We start from the raw sequence: 20,831 nt of genomic DNA, 5'->3' as shown, positions 1-20,831 counted from the left end.
CATATGCGACGCGCGAAGATTGTCTGCACCCTTGGTCCGGCCAGCCAGAGTCAGGAAATGCTGGAGGCCCTGATTGAAGCCGGGATGGACGTGGCCCGGCTCAACTTCTCTCACGGCAGCCACGAGCAGCACGCCGAGAACATCGCGAAGCTCCGGGCGGCCTCGCTGAAGGTCCGCAAGGCGGTGGGCATCCTGGGAGACCTCCAGGGCCCGAAGATCCGCACCGGCCGCTTCATCACCGGCAGCACGGAGCTGAAGCACGGCGGCGAGTTCCACATCACCACGGACGAGACCGTGAAGGGCACGGATGAGATCGTGTCCACCACGTATCCGTTCCTGGCGGCGGACGTGAACCCGGGAGACCGCATCCTGCTGGATGACGGCCTGCTGGAGCTCAAGGTCATCGAGACGGACAAGAAGCAGCTCATCCGCACGAAGGTCATCCATGGCGGTACCCTGAAGAACAACAAGGGTATCAACCTGCCGGGCGTGGCGGTGCGCGCGGACGCGCTGACGCCGAAGGACCGGGAGGACCTGGTGTTCGGCATCAAGGCGGGCGTGGACTTCATCGCCCTGTCCTTCGTGCGCCAGCCGTCGGACCTGGACATGGCGCGCTCGGCGATGGCGGAGGTGGGCCGCACGGTGCCCATCATCGCGAAGCTGGAGAAGCCGGAGGCCATCGCGCGGCTGGACGCCATCCTGGACAAGACGGACGGCGTGATGGTGGCGCGTGGCGACCTCGGCGTGGAGATTCCGCCCGAGGAGGTACCCTCGGTGCAGAAGGACATCGTGCGCCGGTGCAACATGAGGGGCCTGCCGGTCATCGTGGCCACGCAGATGCTCAACTCGATGATCGACAACCCGCGGCCCACGCGCGCCGAGGCCAGCGACGTGGCCAACGCCGTCTTCGATGGGGCGGACGCGGTGATGCTGTCGGGCGAGACGGCCAGCGGCAAGTTCCCCATCGAGTCGGTGCAGATGATGGAGCGCATCGTGCTGGCGGCCGAGTCCACCGTGCGGGCGCAGGGGCTGATGGCGCCGACGGAGTCTCCGGTGGGGCTGCCTTCGCACTTCCCGGACGTGATCGCGGCGAGCGCGTGCTACGCGGCGAAGCAGGCGGGGGCGTCGCTCATCGCGGCCTTCACGCTGTCGGGAGTGACGGCGCGGCTGCTGGCGCACTACCGGCCGCCGGTGCCCATCGTGGCCTTCAGCCCGAACCAGGAAGTGCGCCGCCGGCTGGCGCTGCTGTGGGGCGTGGTGCCGCGGGTGCTCGAGCCCATCCAGGAGACCGAGGCGATGGTGCGCCGGGTGGAAGAGGAACTGGTCTCGCGGGGTCTGGCGCGCAAGGGAGACCGGGTGGTCATCGTCTTCGGAGCGCCGGTGGGTCAGCCCGGTAAAATCAACAGCATGCGGCTGCACATCATCGGCAGCTGAAGCAGCCTCTCCCATCTCCTCCCCATCCCCTCCCTCCCCATCCCCTCCCTCTCCCTCTGGGAGAGGGTCGGGGTGAGGGTATGTCCACCCCGAGTCGGGTCCGCGGCCCACGAGTCCCCTATCCGCGAGGCTCCCGGAGGGCCCGCTTGGGAATCTCGGCCTCGACGAAGATGCGGAACAGCTCGATATCGAGCTGGCCGCTGTGGGCCTCCTTCTTGAGGATGTCGAGCGCGAGCTGGTGTGGGACGGCCTTCTTGTAGGGCCGATCGCTGGCGGTGAGGGCGTCGTAGATGTCGGCGATGGACATCATCCGGGACTGCACGGGGATGCTGTTGTCGGGGATGGCGCGAGGGTAGCCGGTGCCATCGAGCTTCTCGTGGTGCGCGTAGGCGATCTCCGGAACGCGGCGCAGGGTGCGCGTCCAGGGAATCTGCGAGAGGAAGCGGTAGGTGTGCTCGACGTGGCTCTCGATCTCCCGGCGCTCCTCCTCGGAGAGGGTGCCCTTGGCGATGGAGAGGGACTGGATCTCCCGGTCGAGCAGCAGCGAGCGCTCTTGATCGAAGGCGTCCTGGAAGCGCAGGTGCCGCAGCTCGTGGAGCCGCTCGAAGTTTCCCTGGGCGAGCACGGTGGGGCGGTTGCAGGTGAGGACGAACTCGAGCACCTCGTCCAGCTGCTTGAGCTCCTGGGCGAGCCGGGCGTCCTCCTCGGCGTCGATCTCCGTCAGGTGGTGGGTGCCGCGCAGCTTCGCGGCGGCGAGCCGGCGGCGGTAGCTCTGCAGCTGCAAATCCTTGCGGGCGAGCTGGAAGCGGGCCCGCAGCCCCTCCAGCTCGTGGGGGTAGAGCTTCTCGGCCTTGACGAGCACGGGCTCGCGCACGCCCACCTTGCCGAAGTCATGCAGCAGCGAGGCGTAGCGCAGCTCCTGGAGCTCGGTGACGCTGAAGCGCGTGTGGGCGTAGACGCCGGTGTTCACGTGCTCGAGCGCGCGAGCCATGGCCACGGTGAGGTCGGCCACGCGGCCCGAGTGACCCGCGGTGGTGGGATCTCTCGATTCGATGGCCACCACGGAGGCGGAGACGAAGCCCTCGAAGAGGCGGTTGATCTCCTCGTGGAGCAGGGCGTTCTCGATGGCGCCGGCGGCCTGGGCACCCAGGGCGAGCAGCAGCTCCTCGTCCTCGGAGTCGAAGGGGCGCCCGTTCAGCTTGTTGAGCGCCTGGATGACGCCGGTGACCTCGCCGTTGGCATCGCGCATGGGCACGCAGAGCACGCTCTGGGTGCGGTAGCCGCTGAGGGTGTCGAAGGTGCGGTTGAATCGCTCGTCGGCGTAGGCGTCCGGGAGGTTGATGACCTCGCCCGTCTGGGCCACCTGGCCGGCGATGCCGCTGCCCACGGGGAGGCGGATTTCACTCTTGGAGCCCTGGGCCACCTTGCTCCACAGCTCGTTGCGCTCGCGGTCGAGCACGAAGAGCGAGCACCGGTCCGCCTCCACCACCTTGCTGGCCTCGTAGAGAATGAGGGGCAGCAGCAGGTCCAGGTCGCGCTCGGCGCTCATGGCCTTGGTGACGTCCAGGATGGACGTGAGCTTCTTGAGGCGCCGGTTGAGGTCTGGAGGTTCGGGCGGCTGGGTCTGTGGAAGCACCGGGAATGGCTCCGTCATGGTACGGCGCGCGGCCTGGGAGGAGCCTTCTTAGCACGGGGTAGGTGCCGCCTGCCCCCCCGGGGGGCCAGCTCCTGAGGAATCAGGACATTCGAGGTTGCCTGCTCGCCTTGCGAGCGGGTACCGCCCGGGAGCGGAAGTGGCTATGTAGCCCCCATGAACCGCCGCGTCCTCGTCTCCCCCTCGTTGCTGTCCTCCGATTTCGGCCGCCTGGCCGAGGAAGTCCGGGCGGTGGAAGCCGCCGGAGCGGATTGGATCCACGTGGACGTGATGGATGGGCGCTTCGTGCCCAACATCACCCTGGGCCCGGTGGTGGTGGAGGCGATCAAGAAGGCGGCCACGCGGCCGCTGGATGTCCACCTGATGATCGTCGAGCCCGAGAAGTACGTGGAGGCCTTCGCGAAGGCGGGGGCGGACGTCCTCACGGTGCACGTGGAGGCGTGCACGCACCTGCACCGGGTGTTGCAGCAGATCCGCCACGCGGGGGCGAAGCCGGCGGTGGTGCTCAACCCGGCCACGCCGCTCTCGGCGGTGGAGGAGGTGCTGGGCGATGTGGAGATGGTGCTGCTGATGAGCGTGAACCCTGGCTTCGGGGGCCAGAGCTTCATCGCGCCCACGGTGGACAAGGTGCGGCGGCTGCGCGCCATGCTGGATGCGCGGGGGCTGTCCACGCACATCGAGGTGGACGGAGGCATCAACGCCGAGACGGCCCGGCGGGTGGTGGACGCCGGGGCGGACGTGCTGGTGGCGGGCTCGTACGTGTTCGGCTCGAAGGACTATGCCGCGGCCATCCGCTCGCTGCGCCCCTGAGCGAGCGGCCTCAGGCTCCGACGGCCACCTTCACACCCGCCATCCGAGCCACCCGGGTCATGAAGGTGTGGTCGAAGGGCTTCACCTCGTAGGCGTCGGCGCCGAGCTCGAAGCACACGTGGCGGGTGAACTGGTCCTCGACGCCACTGAGGATGATGACCTTGCACTCGCGCGTCTCGGGATCCTGCTTGAGCCGGGCGAGGAGATCTCTCCCGTCCTGATTCTGGTGGATGTCCAGGATGATGACGGCGGGCCGGTACTTCCGAGCCAGCTCCAGGACATGGTGGGACGTGGTGTCCGCCACCGAGGAGAGCCCAGAGCGACGGGCCTCCCGGGAGAGCGCGGACACGACGAGCGGCTCATCATCGGAGATGAGGACGACCGGAGAGAGCATGGGACCCCGGGGTGGCTTTGCGGTACGGGGCTTTGCCAAGCAAGCAGTGTTCCTGATGGCTCCCCCCGCAAAATGGACGGGTTACGAGCCTGGAGCCTGGGTCAATGGAGCCCCAGGGGTCCTGTAGAACCCCGGGAGGACGGCCGGAATGAAAAGCTGATCCAAGGGCGTTGACTAGGCCGGGCGGGTCGGATACATCCCCGCCCACTTCGACGGCCCGAGAGTAGTTCCGGCGAAGGACGTAGCGGTATCGGGGAGTGGCTCAGCCTGGTAGAGCACTTGGTTCGGGACCAAGGGGTCGCAGGTTCAAATCCTGTCTCCCCGACCATCTAGAAGCCCTGGAGTTTCGCGGACTTCCGCTGAAACTCCAGGGCTTTTGTTTTTCCCCGGAGCCCTCCAGCGGCAAACCAGCAGCAAGCGGAGAGGGCTCACCCCTGGCGACCATCCGGGCCGGGCGTTCGTTGCCCGTGCGTGGAGGCGGGGCTTAAACTCTGCCCGATGGCGACCAAGGAAGACATCCTCTCGGATGTGCTGCGACTCCCTCCCGAGGAGCGCGCCGAGGTTGCCCACAAGCTCCTGCTCAGCTTGGAGGAGGGGGCCGAGGACCCGGAGGCCCAGGCCGAGTGGTCCGCGGAACTGGAGCGCCGGGCCCGTGAAGTGCTCGACGGGAGCGTGAAGACGGTTCCCTGGGAGCAGGTCGAGGAGCGCATCAGTGCCCGGCTCGGTCAGCGGCGGTGAAGATTCGTCTCGAGCTCCACCCCGAGGCTGTCCGTGAGGTGGATGCGGCCGTGGACTGGTCGAAGGCCAGCGCGCGGGCCTGGGAGCCGAATTCCTTCTCGCTGAGGCCGATGATGGTGGTGGAGCGAAGCCGGCTGCCCACCTCGGCCTTCCAGACGTCCATGGCCTCCCCGAAGGTGGCTTGCGTGCGGTGCTGAGAACTTCGTGCTCTTCAACGAGAGCCGCGCCGGTGGCATCCGCAAGGTGGTTGCCCGGAACCACCAGATCCTCGGTGCGTGAACCGGGCGGTCGCCTCCGTCGTAAGGCAGGAGGTGTTGAAGCGACAGTTTCCGATCGACAAGCGGCTTGAGACGCGGCCCGCCGAGCTGGCCACGGAGTCGCCTCCTACTCCGTACGCGCGCCGGGCGGAGGTTACCGTCTTCTCGACGTCGCCCGGCAAGCTTGCCGATGCGCGGCGGCTCGGCGCCAGGCGCGCTGTCCTGTCGACGGACGCCACGGCGATGAAGGAACTCGCCGGCACCTTCGAGCTGCTCATCGCCACGGTGCCGAGGGCCTTCGACATGGGCCCCTTCATGAACGTCCTGAAGCTCGACGGCACGCTCATCAACGTGGGCGCGCTGGAGGCGCTGAAGGGCCTCGACGGCATGGCGATGGCGTTCGGACGCAAGAGCGTCGCGGGCTCGCTCATCGGTGGCGTTGCCGAGACGCAGGAGGTCATCGACTACTGCGCGGCGCGCGGCATCAAGGCGGATGTGGAGTTGGTTCGTGCCCAGGACATCAACCGTGCCTACGAGCGCATCGTGAACAAGGACGTGCGCTACCGCCTCGTCATCGACATGGCCTCGCTGAAGGCCGGCACCTGATGGCGTGCGAGGGGGGTCCACTGTCAACGACTGCTTAACAGCCCATTTGCCTCCGGGGCGTAGTCCGAGGAGGAGTCGGGGCGTACCTCTTTGAAATGGAGCAGACAATGGCGAGGATGAACGAGAGGGGAAGCTTTGCGGGGAAGGTCGCGTTCGTGACCGGCGCCGCCAATGGCATTGGCCGGGAGGCCGCGCTCGCGTTCGCCCGCGAGGGCGCGAGCGTGGTGGTGGCCGACGTCTCCGAACAGAGCAACCAGGAAACGGGGGCGCGCGAGCCGGCCTCGCCAGCAGGGGGCATGTTTGACGGCGAGCGCTCGAAGACGTCAGGAAGCCGCCCTATCTCATTCCTCGTCCCCGACCATGACTCATATGCCTGTCGGGCTTCACCCTCGAGCCGAATGGCTGTCTGCTCGCACGCACGTGGCCGGAGGCGGGACTGGTGCGCCTCTGGCCGTGAAGCGGTCTCCGGGAGGCATCGGCGAGGCCACTGCTACTCCTCCAACTCGCCGCAGGCCCGGTCGAGCTTCAGCAGCCGGCAGGTGTGGAGCATCGACAGCAATCGCTGCTCGGCGCGCGCCGGGTGCCCCGCCGCTTCCTCTTGTCGCGCGAGCTCGCGCTCGACCAGCAGGTGGAACCGGGGCTCCTTCGTCTCCTTCACCCGTTCCATCAGCGCGCGGAGATCTCGCTCGCCGGGATGCGCGTGGATGAGGCTTCCCAGGTGGATGTCCCACTCCGCCGAGGCGCGCAGCCGCTCCAGGAAGGCCTCCTTCTCCGGGTGCGTCCCCGTGATCAACGCCGCGTACTCCCGAGCCAGAGGCGCCCGGAGGGAGAAGTCGTGGGTTGCGATCTCACGCACGTACGTCCCGAGCTCCTTGCTTCCTTCGAGCCGGTCCAGCTGCTCGGCCACGGGCAGGAGGACCCGCAGCTGCGCGGAGGTGCTCGCCGTGCGAACCGCCTCATAAAGCGCCATCCGCGCCACCTCCGGATCCGCGAGGAGCTCCTCCGCGGAGGGAGGGGTGGCCGAGGTGAGACGCGCCAGGGTCGCGGCCATGGTCTCCTGCCGGGCGCCGCGGCGCTTTTCGCGCCGGTGCCGCAGTGCCTGGGCCTGGGCCCTCGCCTCCTCGTTCCAACCGTCCTCGTCCAGGCTGGCCACGAGGGTGAAGGCCCGCTCGGCCTGCTCCGTGAAGCCCAGGTCCCGCAGCACCAGCGCCCGGTTCCACAGCGCCTGGGGATGGCGGGGCTGCTCGTCGAGCGCCTCCCGTAGCAGTCGGAGTGCTTCCTCCAGAGAGCCCTTGCTCATGGCCACCACGGCCAGGTCGTTCTCGCGATCCACGGATGGAGGCTCGCGCTGGAGATAGGCTGCGGCCTGCCCCAGCTCCCCCTGGAGCAGGTACGTGGCGGCGATTCCCCTCAGCTCGCCGCGCTCCTCCATGGAGGCCAGCAGCTTCAGCGGGGCCGCCCCGGACTTCGCGTCTCCTCGCATCGGTTCGTAGGGACGGTAGCGATCCGCGGGCGGATAGCTCAGCCTGGCCTCCAGCCGCCGCGAGGTGGCCTCGGAGAACCACGCCTCCGGCTGCTCCCGTTGGAGCAGGAACACGTGAAGGACGGTGAGCAGCAGGGCCCCAGCCGCGGCGGACACGAGGGTCCACCGCCTGGAGTCCCAGCGGGGTCGGGCACGTATCATCACCTGGGGCGGTTCCTGGTCGAACGCGCGCAGCGTCAGCAACTCCAGCTGCAGCCCCTCGTGCAGCGCGGCCTCGCAGGAGGTGCAGGAGGCCAGGTGGTAGCGGAAGCTCTCGGCCTCTTCCGGGGACAACTCACCATCGAGAAAGAGGGGAAGCTTGTTGCAGGGCCTGTTCATGGCTGTCTCCTCCCTCCGCCTTCCCGGAGCTTGAGGGTGAGCATCTCCTTCAATGCCTGTCGTGCCTCGAGCAACCGGTATCCGACCGTCCCGATGGGAATGCCAAGCTGCTGCGCGATCTGCTTGTAACGCATCCCGGTCGCGTGGAGCTGGTACACCTCCCGGTGTTTGGGTTTGAGCTGGCCGACGGCCTCGCGGAGCTCCTCCTCCGTGAGCGAGGCCCACGGCTCCTCCGGCACGTCCTCCAGGGAGGTGACCTGCTCCTGTACCAACCGCAGCCCGGGCAGTCCCAGCATCTCCGTCCTCCGACGGCGGCACAGGTCGAGGAAGCGGTTCGTCAGCGTGGTGCACAGCCAGGCCCGGCGGGCGGGCTCATCCGCTGGAGAGAGCTTGTCGAATCCCTCCAGCGCCCGCTCCAGCGTCTCCTGGACCAGGTCCTCGGGATCGACCCCTCCTTGCCGACACAACCTCCGGGCCAACTGGAGCAGGTGAGGACGGTGGCTTTGCGCGAACGTCTCTGTCGGCCAGCGCTCTCGCTGTGTGTAGGCCATGGTCCAACCTCCGGGCGCGGAGCGCTCGGCCAGGAATCCTCCGGGAAAATGCTCCCTGGAATGAACGCGGAGGGCCGATTTTATTGGCGGACGATGGGGGCCGGGTAACGGCGTGTGGCAGCCATCCCTCGCGGCCCCTACAATCGCGTGGCGGGTGGATGGCTCGCTTCACTGGAAACATGTCGGCCCGCCACCCGGAGCTCCCCCATGTCGTCTTCCGCGTCCTCCCGCCGCCTTTCGCCGGATTGGCAATGCTGGCTGGCCGACAATCTCGCCCGAGGGGAGCCGCCGGAGCGCATGGTGGAGGCGCTGACACGGGCGGGCATTCCCCCGGAGCTGGCGCGCGACGAGCTGTCCTCCGCCTCGTCCCATCCGGCGGTGGTGGCGGGCAGGCGGCTGGCACGCCGGCTCACACGGCTAGAATCGTTGCTGGAAGTTTACAGCGAGCTGTATCACCAGACAGGCGTGCCTCGGGATGTGGAGCGCCGCTCCGGTCTGTCCGCGCGAGCGTTCTTCGAGCGCTACTACTACCCGCACCGGCCGGTCATCCTGCGGGATCTGATGGTGGGGTGGCCGGCGCTGGAGCGCTGGCGCCCGGAGTGTCTGGCCGAGCGATTCGGGGACGCGCGAGTGGAGATCATGATCGGCCGGGACTCGGATCCCGAGCATGAGAGCCAACCGGACCAGCACCGGAAGGTGGTGCGCCTGCGCGACTTCATCCAGATGCTCGGGGCCCGGGTGACGAACGACTACTACCTGGTGGGGCGGAACTTCGCCCTGGAGCGGCCGGAGTTCCGCGGCATGTTGGAGGAGCTCCGCTTCCCGGAGGGGTACCTCGACCCGGTCTCACCGCCTGGCGCCATCAAGCTCTGGATGGGGCCCGCTGGGACGCTGACGGCGCTCCATCATGACCTGAGCTGCGTCCTCTTCGGCCAGGTCTACGGGCGCAAGCACTTCAAGCTCATCCCGTCCTTCGAGCTCCCGCGTGTCTACAACTCCCAGGGCGTTTTCAGTGATGTGGACGCCGAGGCCCCCGACGAGGCGCGGTTCCCACGATACCTTCGAGCGCACGTTCTGGAGGCGGTGCTCGAACCGGGAGACATGCTCTTCATTCCGGTGGGGTGGTGGCACTGGGTGAAGGCGCTCGACGTCAGCGTGTCGGTGAGCTTCCAGCGCTTCGCGATCCCCGAAGGGAACACGGAGTGGAGGCCCGGATGAGGGGACCCACTCAGCGGAGAGGCGGAGTCTTCGGCGGCGGCGTGGGAGTCGGTCGGGTCGGGCCCTCATTCCTTTCGGGCTGTGGATTCGGGATGGGATTTGGCACGACCTTCGTCCCCCCGTTCTTCGCTGGCGGCTTCTTCTGGTCCTGCGTCATGTCCTCTCCTTCGTGCCGATGGCTCCGGTTGGCATCTTGAATCCAATCAAATGTAGAGCGCGTTTCCGTCAACAATTTTCGGCTCGTGTGAACATGACATATTCGAGCGCAGGTTCGGAGCGGCCATGACACTGTCCGGGAGTGACCCATCAGCCCTGGCGCCGGAGTGGCGCTCATGGCTTGCCGAGAACCTCGCCCGGGGGGTGGAGCCGGAGGCGCTGGCCCGACTCCTGGAGCGGGCCGGGGTGCCGCTCGCACTGGTCCGGCTCGAGCTTCAGCGGGCGATGCGACACCCGGCGCTCCGGGCCGCTCGGAGCCTCTCCACCCGACATGCCCGTCTGGAGGCGTTGCTGGAGTCCTACCGTCGGCTGTATCGGCAGTCCGGCGCGCACCGGCACCTCGAGCGTCGGCGGGCGCTCTCCCCGGAGGAGTTCTTCGAGCGCTACTACTTCCGTAACAGGCCGGTGGTGCTCCAGGGGCTGCTCGAGGACTGGCCCGCGCGTACCCGCTGGTCGCCGGAGTTCTTCGCCGAGCGCTTCGGCGATTGCCTCGTCGAGGTGATGACGGGGCGGGAGTCGGAGCCGGAGGACCATGATTTTCGCGTGGCACCGCACCGGACGAAGATGACCATGCGCGATTACGTGACCCGGGTGCGGAGCGCGGGCGAGACGAATGACTTCTACATGATCGCTCGCAATGTCGTGCTCAACGAGCCGGCGTTTCGCCCGCTACTGGAAGACATCCGGCCCCCAGCGGGTCTCATCCATCCCGAGCTGGGTATGCCGGACAGCATGCACCTGTGGTTCGGTCCCGCGGGCACGCTCTCGAACCTGCACCACGATCACCTGAACGTGCTCTTCTGCCAGCTCCATGGGCGCAAGCGCTTCTGGCTGATGCCCTCCTTCGAGCTCTCCCGCGCCTACAACCACCGTGGCCTCAGCAGCGAGGTGGACATCCGCGCGCCGGCTCTCGAGCGATTCCCGGCCTTCGGTGAGGCCAGCCTCGTCGAGCTGGTGCTGGAGCCCGGCGAGGTGCTGCTCATCCCGGTGGGGTGGTGGCACGCGGTGAAGGCGCTCGACGTGAGCATCTCGCTCACCTTCGTGAGCTTCGCGCTCCCGGAGCGCAACACCTTGTGGAAGAACTTCTGGCTTGGCCCCGTACCCGAGGACGGCTAGGCCGGCGGGGGTGCTGGGCTCAATCGGCGACGGGAGCAGTCCATGACGACGGAACGTTTGACGGACAGCGGAACACCCGGCCTGGCGCCGGAGTGGCGGGAGTGGGTGGTGGAGAATCTTCTGCTGGGGACGGAGCCGGAGGAGTTGGAGGAGGTGCTGTGCGCGGCCGGCGTGGATGCGGAGGTGGCACGCGCCGCGGTCGCCGCGGAGGCCGAGGATCCGTATCTGGTGGGGTGCCGCCGCATTGGCGAGCAGGTGCTGAAGCTCGAGGGCCTGTTGGACGTCTATTCCAGCCTGGCCGAGCAGTCCGGCGCGCACCAGCGGCTCCCGCGTGTCGACGCGCTCACGCCAGAGGCCTTCTTCGAGCACTACTACTTCGCGAACCGGCCGGTGCTCCTCGAGGGGATGATGACCGATTGGCCGGCCATGCGGAGCGGGTCCTCCGGGCTTCTCCGCCAGCGCCTGGGGGGAGCCGGGGCGCTTTCGTCCACCGGGCCTCTTCCCGTCTGCGCTCAGGGCCCGGGGCTCGCCCTCACTCGCGAGCCGGGTACCGAGGGCGCGGCGCTGCTCGAAGAGCTCCGGCCACCTCGTGGCATCGTCCACCCGGAGCACCACCGACTCGGGACCACCCTCTGGCTCGAGCCGGCCGGGGCCCTCACGCCCCTTCATCAGGATGCGCGCAACGTCCTGCTCGCCCAGGTGCATGGGCGAAGGCAGGTGAAGCTCATCCCCTCGTTCCAGCTGCATCGCGTCTACAGCACGGATGGCACCTTCAGCCCGGTGGATCCCTCCGCACCCGATCTCGAGCGCTTCCCGGACTTCGCGAGGGCGGACGTGCTGGATCTGGAGCTCGAGCCCGGCCAGATGCTGTTCCTGCCGGTGGGGTGGTGGCACTGGATGCGCGCGCTCGACGATGGCGCTGCGGTCTGCTTCTTCGCCTTCGACGCGCCGGAGCCAAACGTCGCATGGATGGTACCCGGCTCCTGATTCGCACGTATATTCGGTGAGGCGTGCTTCACCATCGCCCGGTGGATCTCGGAAACACTCCACTCACCATGAGGGGCACCACGCGGGCTTGGGGGGAATGCGAACGTGCGAGCTTCCTCTGAGCAGGGTCTCAAGGTGCCTCCAGGAGCGCCCCCCGGGTGGCTCTGGTTCCTGGTCCTGCTCCTGGGCCTGGGCCTCGCTGGCCTTCCACGCGCGCGCTCCGGACCCCCGGCGCCGGCGCTCTGGCTCTCCGATCTCCCCTACCGTCCCCTGGAGGCGCGGCTGAGCCTCCCCGCCGCCGATCACCACCGCCCCTACGCGCCAGAGTGGAGCGGCGCGGCGAGCACCAGTCCTCTGTCCTTACGTGAGTTGGCCGCTCTGGAGGAGCGCAACGATCTTCGTGGCATCGCCGCCGCCTATCTCCTGCGGTCGGCTCCGGCGCAGGCCGTGGCGTTCCTCGAGCGCATGCCTCCCTCTCCCGAGCGCGACAACGATCGCGCCGTGGCGGCCCTCTCCCTGGGTCGCGCCGAGGAGGCCCTGGCGCTGCTCGATGACGTGCTGGAGGCCCACCCGGGTCTGCCCCAGGCCCTGTGGAACCGCGGGTTGGTGCTGCGCGAGCTGGGCCTCACCTTGCAGGCGGTGGAGTGTCTCGAACAGGTCGCCGCGTTGCGTGAGCCGGGCTGGAGCGAGGAGGCTCGGGCCCTCGCGGCGCGGCTGCGTGAGCATGACCGCTCGCGGGCCCGGAGTTGGAAGGCCGCTCGCGAGGCCATCCTGTCCTGGGTGGGGGTAATCCCCGAGGGCGCTTCCTCCGCCCCGTTGCCGCTCGAGGAGGCCTCGCGGTTCCCCGGAACCCTCCGGGAGGGTTTCTACGAGGCACTCCGCGCGGCACCGAGCCGCGAACGGGCCATGTCCCTGCTGCCACTCGCCGATGCGTTGGACCGTGTCCATGGGGGCACGGTGCTGCACGACCACCTGCTGCGCGTGGCGAATCGGGACTTCCGTCTCAGGGCCCCCCTCGCCCGGGACTACGCCCTTCTGGTTCGTGACCAGCACCCGGCTCCCGACGAGCTCGTCACACGGCTCCGTCGCTCTGGAGAGAAGGATCTCTACCTGGGAGGGCTCCTCCATGTTCCGAGCGCTCCACGCAGCGGGGACGAGCTCCAACGCCTCGCCAGGGGGGAGGAGGATCCATGGACGGCCCTGGTCCTCGAGGAGGAGCAAGCGAAGATGGAGGAGGCGGCGGGCCAGTGGTGGAAGGCCGAGCAGCGCCTGTTGTCCGCGCTGAGCCAGTGCCGTGAGCGTGGGCTGTCCTTTCGCTGTATGAAGATCGAGCACCTCCTGGCCGCCCTCTACACCAACAACAATCGGCTCGCCGAAGCGAGCGAGCACGCACGAGCTGGCTGGACACTGGCGCGGACGTTCGGGGAGTGGGCGCAGGAGTCGACGCTGTTGCAGGCGATGGGGCAGATCGCCCGGTTTCGAGCCAATCCCTCCCTGGCCTGGGCGCTGATGGCCGAGGCGCTCCCACGTGAGCCGGACGACTGCAGGCTTCGCAACTACGTGCGTCGCAACCTGGCGGATCTCGCGCTCTCCCGCTTCCGGGTGGAGGAAGCGCGCCGGCAGATGGAGCTGGCCCTCGAGTGCCAGCTGCCCATTGGCCTGCTCGGTGCGTCCATCATCACGGAACTCAGCCGTGTCCAACCCCGGGCCGACGACGCGCGACTCGTGCGACAGAGCCTGGCCGAGGTTCCCCTCGAGTCCATTCCTCCCGGCCGGAGGCTGCTGCGGTCGCTCATCGCGGGCCGGTTCGAGCTCGAGCACGATCGCGAGGCCGGTCGGGCCCTGCTGCGGGAGGTCATCGCCAAGGCGGATGCGCTGCCCCGCGAGGACACGGATGCCCGCGATTCCCGGATGCTCAGCTACCTGCGGCTCCTCAGCACGGCCGGGAGGGATGGCGCCTTCGACGAGGTCCTTTCCCTGGCCGCGGCGGAGCTGGAGATCGCACCGCTGTCCCGCTGCGTCCTGGCGGCCGCGGTGGATGCGGAGAGGACGGTGGTGGCCGTGCGCGGACCGCGAGGCGAGGTACGCGGCCACTACGACACGAGCCGCCGGACACCGCTTGGCGACGACGTGTCGCGGCTGATTCCGGGGGAGCTGTTGGCGCTGCTCCGAGGCTGCGAGCGCGTGGACGTGCTCGCACTTCCCCCACTGGCCAATCGACCGGGCCTGCTGCCGTCCGAGCTGGCCTGGAGCTACCGCGTCCCTCGCCTCGTTCCCGCCTCCCGTGTTCCGCCACCCACGCTCCAGCTGGTGGCGGCCAATGTGGAGCCGCCACCCTCCTTGAAGCTGGCCCGGTTGCCGGACTGGCACCCGCCCCCAGCCTCCTCCAGCCGGAGCATCCTGCTGAGTGGCTCCGACGCCACCCCCTCACGCCTGCTCGCCTCGATGCCCGAGGCCACCGAGATCGAGATCCACGCCCACGGGATGCTGGATCAGGGCCTCTCCGACGCGTCCCTGATCGTGCTCGCGCCCGAGGAGAACGGCCGCTTCGCGTTGACCGCCCACGATGTGCGCCAGCTTCGCCTGGCCGGTGCGCCCCTGGTGCTCCTCGCCACCTGCGGCGCGGCGCGCATGTCACCGGTCCTTCACGAGTCCTATAGCCTGCCGGCGTCCTTCGTGGCGGCGGGGGCTCGGGCCGTCTTCGCGGCGGCGTCCGATATCCCAGACTCGGCCAGCCGGTTCTTTGGCGCGGTGAGGGATCGGATCCGCGCTGGGGCCGCTCCGGCGATCGCCCTCCGGGACGAGCGCCTCCTTTGGCGGGAGCGGGAGGGCACCGCGGACTGGCTCGACACCGTCCTGGTCTTCGAGTGAGGATGCATCCGGCCCCGGCTGGGGCCTGGGACGCGCTTCCATCCACCAGACGCGATCACGGGGAGATCATGCACAGTCTTTCACCCGCGGCCCCTCTGCAGGTCTTCAGCATCCACTTCCAGCACCCGAACAGTCAGGCCATTCCGCTCAGGGATCCGTGGTCGGAGCTGTTCCTCGGGGCCTCGCCAGAGTGGATCATCGAACGCCGCAACGAGCCGGCCGCCTACGTCCGTGGCACGCGTCCGACCCTGCTGGTGGAGTTCTTCACCGATTACGACTGTCCCTCGGAAGTGGAAGTCTCGGCATACGGGCACTGGCAGGAGGTTGCCGAGCCCTCGGAGTCCCTGCCTCCCGAAGAAGGGGATGGCGAGCCGCTCATCCGGCCCACGCCGCTGAAACTGGATGATTACCGCGCGAAGATGACCAGCCCCATCAAGCTGGTTTTCGCCCGGGAGCTGCCAGATCGGATCGGCAAACACTCGCTCTCCTTGTTCTGGTTCGCTTCGTGGAACGAGAAGGAAGCAGGACCGCGGCGCGTCCTGATTGGCGTCACCACGCACATTCTCTGCACCACCTGGCGCCGCATGCTGACCAACGAGGAGGAGGAGCTGACGGACTGGGCCTATACTCCCCTGGTGCTCTGGACGAGCGAGTGGTGCGCGGGTCTCGATGGCGAGAAGGAGATCTGCGACGCCCTCATCAAGAACATTCCGCGTACCAACCTGCAATATGGCATTCCCGGCTGGTCCGTGCGGTACATGCTGCTCCACGGAGGCGGGATGTGCGGGGGGTGGTTCATCATGTTCCAACACATGGCCCACTGCCAGGGGGTGTATGTCGAACGGCGTTGCTTCTATACCCCGTGGAAGGTCGTTTCACGGTCGCAGGTCCACTGGGCCGCCATGGTCGTGACCCGGGGAGGAATCAACCAGCCTGCCCCCTCGGATCGGGCGGGAATCTATGGCCTGTGGAGGGACGAGCCCGCTCTACAGCCCGTCCAGCAAGAGCTGGGCTTCATCCCGGTCAAGGCGCGGCGCTATTGCTTCTGGGGTTCCCCCGACGGCCTCAGCGACGGGCACTGCATCAACTTCTTGCAGGTCGGACAGAGGCTCTACCTGTATGACTCCTGCTTCCACCGGATGGGGATCGAGGTCCAGATGGAGCTCCCCCCCAAGGACCTTACCCGCCTTCCGCCCGAGCAGGAGCTGGCCTTCAGAGACGCCTACCTGAACCAGACCCTGGGCTTCATCATGGGGAGCCTGATCGTCGACGGAAAACTATACGTCGCGGATCCCGCGAGGAACGAGCTGGGAATCACCGTGCCCCCCCAGCTCATTCCCGAACTGGACATCCTGTGGGGCCCCTAGGTGTCAGCATGCCTTCCACGCTCAAGAGATTCATCGCGCACCGTCCCGATGAGGTAGAGGTCTTCGATTGGTGGGAGCTCCGGGGAAGCCTGGTGGAGACCATCCACGCCCATCAGCAGGGGGATCAGGAGGCGCGGCGCGAGCTGCTCCGCCTGCTGGAGAGCAAGCACTCCCTGCTGCTGAAGCCCGGCTCACCCGTTCCCCACAACATGCCTCCGCTCGATATGCTCAAGTTCATGGCCGCCCAGGCCCTGCATCTCGGCGGCCAGACGGACGACGAGGAGCTCCAGCGCGCGCTGGCTCATGTGGAGGGTTCGGCCGCGTCACCCACGCTTCGTCGGTTCGCGCGGCTCACCCTTCTGGCGCGCCGGCAGGCCTCGGGTTCACCCTCCCGTTGAAACAAAGGCCCGGAGAGAGCGCGCTCACTCCGCGAAGAACAGGAGGCCCGCGCCCTGTGCCTCCGCCTGCTGAGTGAGCGCAACGAGCCGCTCGAGCACGGTCCGTGCGTCCGGCGAAGAGATGCCGGGCAACACCTGGGCGAGCTCTCCGCGCAGAGCGGACATCTCCTCGAGGGCGATGGGGACATCTCCCTCCGGCCCCCATTGGTCGCGCCAGATGCGCTGGAGCAGCGGAAGAACCGGATTGGACATGATGGGATTGTAGAGTTCCCGCCAGACCTCGGTGGGAAGTCCATGCGCCATCGGACCTTCGAACCGTTTGCCGGTCGTATCCACCAGCCAGATGCCTCTCACTCCCATGTCCGGTCCGCTCCCCCACTCGAGTGGTGAAGATGCCCATGCCCACCCTGGATGGCCAGTGTCCTCAGGGCGTGCCGGGGAACTGGGTGACGACGCTGGTCTTGTTGCTCTCGAAGATCACCGTACCGGTCCTGGTCGCTCCGCAGGCGGCCTTGCTGTCCTTTCCTACATCCGAGCCAAGAGTGGCCGTGGCGGCGAACCTGCCGTTCGGCTGCTGCGCCGCGGTGCAATTGCCAGCGGAGATGATCGCCTGGCAGAAGCTCACGGCCGCGGCCTTGTCACCGCAATAGGCCGAGACGAACGCGCTCTTGTCGTTCGCCACGCAAGCGCCGCAGTGCCGCGATGAGATGTGATTCCAGGCGCTCTCGCTGATGTTGCACGTGAAGGAGCTGCAAGAGACGACGAGGGCGGTTTCCGTGGTCTCGACAGGGGGCGGTTGCCGCTGAGACGTCGTGGTACAGCCCGCGAAGAAGAGCGGGGCACCGGCGACCAACAGAAGAGAAAGGCTCGAGAGCCGGGCAGAGAACATGTTGTATCCTCTCTTGGAGTGGAATGGGCGCGTGAGCGCTCGACGTGTACTACTGCTGACCCCACCGCGCCTCGTGGCACTCGTGCCGGGCCTGGAGAAACGCCCTGTTGATCTCGACGGTGGGTTTGATGGTCCAGGAGTCATCCTTGTTCAGGATGGCGGTCATCGAATAGACGTTGATCGGAAACTGGATCTCCGCCGGGTTGATGATCCGAGCGACATCCAGCACCTCGCCCTGCGCATAATCGCCAAAGGTGATCCAGTACCGGGGTCGGGGCACGAAGGTGACGCACATGCTGGGCTGGGCCTGCACCGCGAAGGTACTCCTGCCGGACATGCCGATCCCCACCGCGGCCTGTGCCGAGGCGATGTTCCCGGACTGATTGATGTACAAGACGCCCGCCTGGGGGCCTTTCATTTGATTCGTGAAGGTGTACGCGCCCCCCGCGAAGGTGAAGTCAACCTGGTTCGTTGTCGACAGGTTGGTGCGCCAGATCTGGCCGGCCTCGAAGAGGACCCCTGGCATGAGCTCTCCCACCTCGGCCCAGACGAAGTCGTAGTCCACCGTCCACGCGAAGCGGATTCTCGTGGTCGGGGCCGCGGTCTTCGCGAACCATGCCAGGGACATCATGCCCGGGGCCCCGAGCTCGGGACTGGTCTGATAGACGCATGCGTCGCCCAGGTTGGTGGAGTTGTTCACGAAAAGAAGCGAGTAATTGACGGACATGGGGATGGCTCCTGGCCAATGGCATTGTCGGTGGGCAGCACCTGCCCGCTCGTCTTCCGGCGGGCAGGTGGCCTCGGAGCGCGTTACTTCTGCAGGCCCCACTGCGCCATGCGGTTCTCCTGGCGTGACCGGAGGAACGCCTTGTTGACCTCGCTGGTGGGCTTGACGGTCCAGGAGTTGTCCTTGTTCAGGATGGCGGTCATCGAGTAGACGCCGGGCGGGAACTCGATCTCCGCCGGGTTGGTGATGGCGCCGATGTCCAGCACCTCGCCCTGATCATAATTGCCGAAGGTGATCCAGTACTTCGGGTGGGGCGTGAAGGTGAGGTTCAGGTTCGGCTGGGACTGCACCACGAAGGTGCCCTTGCCCGACATGCCGATGCCCACCGCCGCCTGCTTGAGCGGAATGCTCGCGGACTGCGCGATGTACAAGGTGCCCGACTTGGGTCCCTTCGACTGGTTCGTGAAGGTGTACGCGCCACCCTCATGGGTGAAGCCGACCCTGTTCGTGGTCGACAGGTCGGCGCGCCAGCTCTGGCTGGCCTCGAAGAGGACTCCCGCCTCGAGCACCCCCACCTCGGACCAGACGAAGTCGTAGTCCACCGTCCAGGTGAAGCGGGACTTCGTGGTCGGGGCCGTGGTCTTCGAGAACCACGCCAGGGACATCACGTTCGGGACGCCGATGTCGGGATCGGTCTGATAGACGCATGCGTTGCCCAGGTTGGTGGAGTTGTTCACGAACAAGAGCGAGTAATTGACGGACATGAGATGCCTCTCGGGTTTGGGTTTCACGGCAGGACTCCCGCCGTGCCGACCCCAGGTATCAAGAATCGTTCCAGGCCCTCCACGAGGGGACTGGCACCTCGAGCGCGCCTCGGTCAGCAAGACATTGCCGACAAGGAATTGCCATCAGGCGAAATCCTGCCGGGCTCCTCGAGCCCGTGTCGGCCGCTGCCCCTTGTGCACAGGGCTGGCCCGCGGAGTGCAATATCCTCTCACCGCTCGACGAGAGCAGCAGCTCGAGGGCTGCTTCGAGGTTCCCACTCCACCCTGGAATCATGCACATGAAAGCTTCAACCCAACGGTCGATGCAGGCTCTCCGTACGTTCCCGCTCCTGGTGTGCCTGGTGCCGCTCCTGGGGGCCTGCACGAAGGCCCACACCCCCCAGGTGAACGCCTCCTCTCCGCGGGCCCAGGACCAGAAGACCGAGTCGCAGTCGGGGGGCAATCTCTGCCAGTGCCAGTACGGCCAGAGGATGTGTCCCGAGAACAAGGACTGCGAGTGCGTCGACGGCTATCCGCAGTGCCAGTAGCCCTTCCTCGAATGCCGTCACTCACGCTCTGGGCATGACGAGCCAGGAGCTCGAGCATGCGTGCTCAGGGCCGCCGGAGGCCCAGGAGCTTCATCCGGTAGGAGAGCGTCCGCACCGGAAGGCCGAGTCTCCTGGCCGCCTCGGTCTGGTTCCAACCGGCTCCCTGCAATGCTTCGAGGAGCAGGCCCGCCTCGAAGTGTTGCAAGCGCTCACGGAAGCTCGCACCCTCGCCCTGCTGCGCCAGGGCGGGGGGGGCGGACGGCGGCGGGGCGCCTCGAGGTTCACCCGGCTCCGGGCGTTCGTTGGGCTGGTCTCGGAGGCGCTCCGGGAGATCTTCCTCGGTGATCGTTTGAGCCCGAGCCACCAGGACGGCGCGGTCGATGACGTTCTTGAGCTCGCGCACATTGCCGGGCCAGGAGTAGCCTCGCAGCCGCGCGAGCGCTTGGGGGTGGATGTTCCTCACATCCCGTCCGTTGGCCTGGTTGGCCAGCATCAGGAAGTGCCGCGCGAGGGAGTCGAGCTCGTCGAGTCGCTCACGCAGTGGGGGGATCTCCAGGACGAGCGTGCTCAGCCGGTAGTACAGATCGGCGCGGAAGGAGCCGGCCTCGACCATGGCCTCGAGATCCCGGTGCGTGGCGGCGATGATGCGCACGTCAGCGGTCACCTCCCGGCTGGAGCCGACGCGGCTGAAAGAGCCCGTCTCGAGCACGCGCAGGAGCGCGGCCTGCGCGCTCAGGGGCAGCTCGCCGATCTCATCGAGGAAGATGGTACCCCCGTCTGCCTCCTCGAAGACGCCGCGCTGCTGGTGCACGGCGCCGGTGAAGGCCCCTCGCTCGTGGCCGAAGAGGGTGCCCTCCACGAGCTCCTTGGGGATGGCACCGCAGTTGACGCGCACCATGCGGCGAGCTCTCCGGGGACCCCGCTCGTGCAACAGCCGCGACAACACCTCCTTGCCTGTCCCCGTCTCCCCATGAAGGACGATGGGCACCCGGGAGGCGGCCACACGCTCCACCAGCACGGCGAGCTTTCGCATCGCCCGGCCCGTGAGGATGAAGCCCTCCTCTGTCGGAGCGGGGGGCGTGTGGGGAGACTCGCATGGCGGGTTGTCCCCGTGGAGGATGGATGCCTCTTGCACGAACATGGAGACCCTCGGAGACGTAGAGGGAGAGCTGCTCAGCGATGGGATGCCGCTGGCGATGCCTGGGGGTGAGGTGCTGGCGATTGGTGCGCATCGTGCATGGCGGCCGGGTTCCCCTCTTTGTCCCCAAAAAACGCGGTCGGGCGGATTTATTGGCTCCCCGACATCGCGGGGCCTGGGGCGCGCCCCGGTTTCAGAACCGTTAGAGAGGCCACTCCTCGTCGGATTCCGGGGCGATTCATTCGCGGAGCGGTTGATGACTAGCGTCTCCCGACTGGGGTGTGGAA

At 67.5% G+C, this 20,831-nt stretch carries 21 protein-coding genes, 1 tRNA gene and 1 pseudogene; 14 read left to right on the top strand and 9 right to left on the bottom strand.

The features are described from left to right. Window positions 1–3 precede the first annotated feature (3 nt). Window positions 4–1,434, top strand: coding sequence for a pyruvate kinase (pyk, locus tag JQX13_RS04170; protein WP_203407781.1), 1,431 nt, complete (start codon window positions 4–6; stop codon window positions 1,432–1,434). A 118-nt stretch (window positions 1,435–1,552) separates the two neighbouring features. On the opposite strand, the gene JQX13_RS04165 is transcribed toward pyk, so the two are convergent. Next, complete coding sequence (locus JQX13_RS04165; protein ID WP_203407780.1) at window positions 1,553–3,088, bottom strand: HD domain-containing phosphohydrolase; 1,536 nt, start codon at window positions 3,086–3,088, stop codon at window positions 1,553–1,555. Window positions 3,089–3,244: 156 nt separating this feature from the next. Between JQX13_RS04165 and rpe the strand changes: the two genes are divergently transcribed. Beyond that, window positions 3,245–3,898 (top strand): ribulose-phosphate 3-epimerase, encoded by a 654-nt coding sequence (gene rpe / locus JQX13_RS04160; protein ID WP_203407779.1) that lies wholly within the window; start codon window positions 3,245–3,247, stop codon window positions 3,896–3,898. Between the two features lie 10 nt (window positions 3,899–3,908). Here the strand turns inward: rpe and JQX13_RS04155 are convergent, their stop codons facing one another. After that, on the bottom strand, window positions 3,909–4,292 hold the full coding sequence (locus JQX13_RS04155) for a response regulator (protein ID WP_203407778.1): 384 nt from the start codon (window positions 4,290–4,292) through the stop codon (window positions 3,909–3,911). A 251-nt stretch (window positions 4,293–4,543) separates the two neighbouring features. Between JQX13_RS04155 and JQX13_RS04150 the strand changes: the two genes are divergently transcribed. The 5 genes and pseudogenes from JQX13_RS04150 to JQX13_RS53675 all read left to right on the top strand — a co-directional run. Next, window positions 4,544–4,620, top strand: a tRNA-Pro gene (locus JQX13_RS04150). Window positions 4,621–4,790: 170 nt separating this feature from the next. Next, on the top strand, window positions 4,791–5,030 hold the full coding sequence (locus JQX13_RS04145) for an addiction module protein (protein WP_203407777.1): 240 nt from the start codon (window positions 4,791–4,793) through the stop codon (window positions 5,028–5,030). Beyond that, window positions 5,027–5,227, top strand: coding sequence for a hypothetical protein (locus JQX13_RS04140; RefSeq protein ID WP_203407776.1), 201 nt, complete (start codon window positions 5,027–5,029; stop codon window positions 5,225–5,227). Before JQX13_RS04145 ends, JQX13_RS04140 begins: the two co-directional genes overlap by 4 nt. Before the next feature lie 117 nt (window positions 5,228–5,344). Next, window positions 5,345–5,893 carry a zinc-binding dehydrogenase gene (locus tag JQX13_RS04135; protein ID WP_203407775.1) on the top strand — a complete coding sequence of 183 codons (549 nt, stop codon included), beginning with the start codon at window positions 5,345–5,347 and terminating at the stop codon, window positions 5,891–5,893. Window positions 5,894–5,988: 95 nt separating this feature from the next. Next, a pseudogene (locus JQX13_RS53675) lies at window positions 5,989–6,099 on the top strand (hypothetical protein); the annotation flags it as partial. 284 nt (window positions 6,100–6,383) lie between these two features. Here JQX13_RS53675 and JQX13_RS04130 read toward each other — a convergent pair. Beyond that, the gene (locus JQX13_RS04130; RefSeq protein ID WP_203407774.1) at window positions 6,384–7,754 is read right to left on the bottom strand and encodes a zf-HC2 domain-containing protein; all 1,371 of its coding nucleotides are present in this window, start codon (window positions 7,752–7,754) and stop codon (window positions 6,384–6,386) included. After that, window positions 7,751–8,305 carry an RNA polymerase sigma factor gene (locus tag JQX13_RS04125; protein ID WP_203407773.1) on the bottom strand — a complete coding sequence of 185 codons (555 nt, stop codon included), beginning with the start codon at window positions 8,303–8,305 and terminating at the stop codon, window positions 7,751–7,753. The genes JQX13_RS04130 and JQX13_RS04125 overlap by 4 nt, the downstream gene beginning before the upstream one ends. A gap of 426 nt (window positions 8,306–8,731) precedes the next feature. Here JQX13_RS04125 and JQX13_RS04120 point away from each other — a divergent pair, with 426 nt between their 5' ends. The 6 genes from JQX13_RS04120 to JQX13_RS04095 all read left to right on the top strand — a co-directional run bounded on the left by JQX13_RS04120 (window position 8,732) and on the right by JQX13_RS04095 (window position 16,478). Then, window positions 8,732–9,523, top strand: coding sequence for a cupin-like domain-containing protein (locus JQX13_RS04120; RefSeq protein ID WP_239014525.1), 792 nt, complete (start codon window positions 8,732–8,734; stop codon window positions 9,521–9,523). A gap of 282 nt (window positions 9,524–9,805) precedes the next feature. Next, window positions 9,806–10,855, top strand: a complete 1,050-nt coding sequence (locus tag JQX13_RS04115; protein ID WP_203407771.1) for a cupin-like domain-containing protein — start codon at window positions 9,806–9,808, stop codon at window positions 10,853–10,855. A gap of 42 nt (window positions 10,856–10,897) precedes the next feature. Next, entirely contained in the window at window positions 10,898–11,842 is a 945-nt protein-coding gene (locus tag JQX13_RS04110; RefSeq protein WP_203407770.1) for a cupin-like domain-containing protein, read from the top strand. A gap of 105 nt (window positions 11,843–11,947) precedes the next feature. Further along, window positions 11,948–14,713, top strand: coding sequence for a CHAT domain-containing protein (locus JQX13_RS04105; protein WP_203407769.1), 2,766 nt, complete (start codon window positions 11,948–11,950; stop codon window positions 14,711–14,713). A 68-nt stretch (window positions 14,714–14,781) separates the two neighbouring features. Then, window positions 14,782–16,080 (top strand): hypothetical protein, encoded by a 1,299-nt coding sequence (locus JQX13_RS04100; RefSeq protein WP_203407768.1) that lies wholly within the window; start codon window positions 14,782–14,784, stop codon window positions 16,078–16,080. An 8-nt stretch (window positions 16,081–16,088) separates the two neighbouring features. Then, entirely contained in the window at window positions 16,089–16,478 is a 390-nt protein-coding gene (locus JQX13_RS04095; protein WP_203407767.1) for a hypothetical protein, read from the top strand. 24 nt (window positions 16,479–16,502) lie between these two features. On the opposite strand, the gene JQX13_RS04090 is transcribed toward JQX13_RS04095, so the two are convergent. From JQX13_RS04090 to JQX13_RS04075, 4 genes are all read right to left on the bottom strand, one after another. Next, a complete protein-coding gene (locus JQX13_RS04090; protein ID WP_203407766.1) occupies window positions 16,503–16,838 on the bottom strand; it encodes a hypothetical protein in 336 nt (111 codons plus the stop codon). A 64-nt stretch (window positions 16,839–16,902) separates the two neighbouring features. Beyond that, window positions 16,903–17,367, bottom strand: a complete 465-nt coding sequence (locus JQX13_RS04085; protein WP_203407765.1) for a hypothetical protein — start codon at window positions 17,365–17,367, stop codon at window positions 16,903–16,905. Window positions 17,368–17,416: 49 nt separating this feature from the next. Beyond that, the gene (locus tag JQX13_RS04080) at window positions 17,417–18,094 is read right to left on the bottom strand and encodes a hypothetical protein (protein ID WP_203407764.1); all 678 of its coding nucleotides are present in this window, start codon (window positions 18,092–18,094) and stop codon (window positions 17,417–17,419) included. An 83-nt stretch (window positions 18,095–18,177) separates the two neighbouring features. Further along, window positions 18,178–18,858 carry a hypothetical protein gene (locus JQX13_RS04075; protein ID WP_203407763.1) on the bottom strand — a complete coding sequence of 227 codons (681 nt, stop codon included), beginning with the start codon at window positions 18,856–18,858 and terminating at the stop codon, window positions 18,178–18,180. Between the two features lie 299 nt (window positions 18,859–19,157). Here JQX13_RS04075 and JQX13_RS04070 point away from each other — a divergent pair, with 299 nt between their 5' ends. Next, window positions 19,158–19,406 carry a hypothetical protein gene (locus JQX13_RS04070; protein WP_203407762.1) on the top strand — a complete coding sequence of 83 codons (249 nt, stop codon included), beginning with the start codon at window positions 19,158–19,160 and terminating at the stop codon, window positions 19,404–19,406. Between the two features lie 64 nt (window positions 19,407–19,470). On the opposite strand, the gene JQX13_RS04065 is transcribed toward JQX13_RS04070, so the two are convergent. After that, window positions 19,471–20,547, bottom strand: a complete 1,077-nt coding sequence (locus tag JQX13_RS04065) for a sigma-54 interaction domain-containing protein (protein ID WP_203407761.1) — start codon at window positions 20,545–20,547, stop codon at window positions 19,471–19,473. Window positions 20,548–20,831: the final 284 nt, after the last annotated feature.

The organism is Archangium violaceum (assembly GCF_016859125.1).
Lineage (GTDB): Bacteria > Myxococcota > Myxococcia > Myxococcales > Myxococcaceae > Archangium > Archangium violaceum_A.
This window is presented reverse-complemented; position numbering and strand designations above follow the sequence as displayed.